Raw genomic sequence first — 359 nt, 5'->3', positions numbered from 1 at the left:
GCCAGCAGGGTTTCCAGTTCGCCCTCAGGGGCTTCATAACCGCGTACAGCCACAGCAGACTGCTCAGGCGCAGGCAGCGCCTTGCGGTCAAGTTTGCCATTAGGCGTCAGCGGGAAGCTTTCCAGCGTCACAAAGGCACTGGGCAACATGTACTCGGCCAGATGCTGTACAAGCTGCTGACGCAGTTCCGCCGGCACGAGTTCGGCATCTGGCTGAGGGAGAAGATAGGCCACCAGACGAGTATCGCCCGGGCTGTCTTCGCGGGCGATGACAACAGCTTCACGTACTCCAGCACACTGGGCGAGGCGTGCCTCAATTTCGCCGAGTTCGATGCGGAAACCGCGCAGCTTGACCTGAAA

Annotated in this window: 1 protein-coding gene; it reads right to left on the bottom strand. The window is 60.4% G+C overall.

Annotated features, from left to right (window positions below):
• Nucleotides 1-359 (bottom strand): AMP-binding enzyme (locus tag FE394_RS19390; protein WP_319927949.1); only part of this gene is annotated, 359 nt, incomplete at both ends.

Origin of the sequence: Xenorhabdus littoralis (assembly GCF_033949345.1) — a bacterium.
GTDB lineage: Bacteria > Pseudomonadota > Gammaproteobacteria > Enterobacterales > Enterobacteriaceae > Xenorhabdus > Xenorhabdus littoralis.
This window is presented reverse-complemented; position numbering and strand designations above follow the sequence as displayed.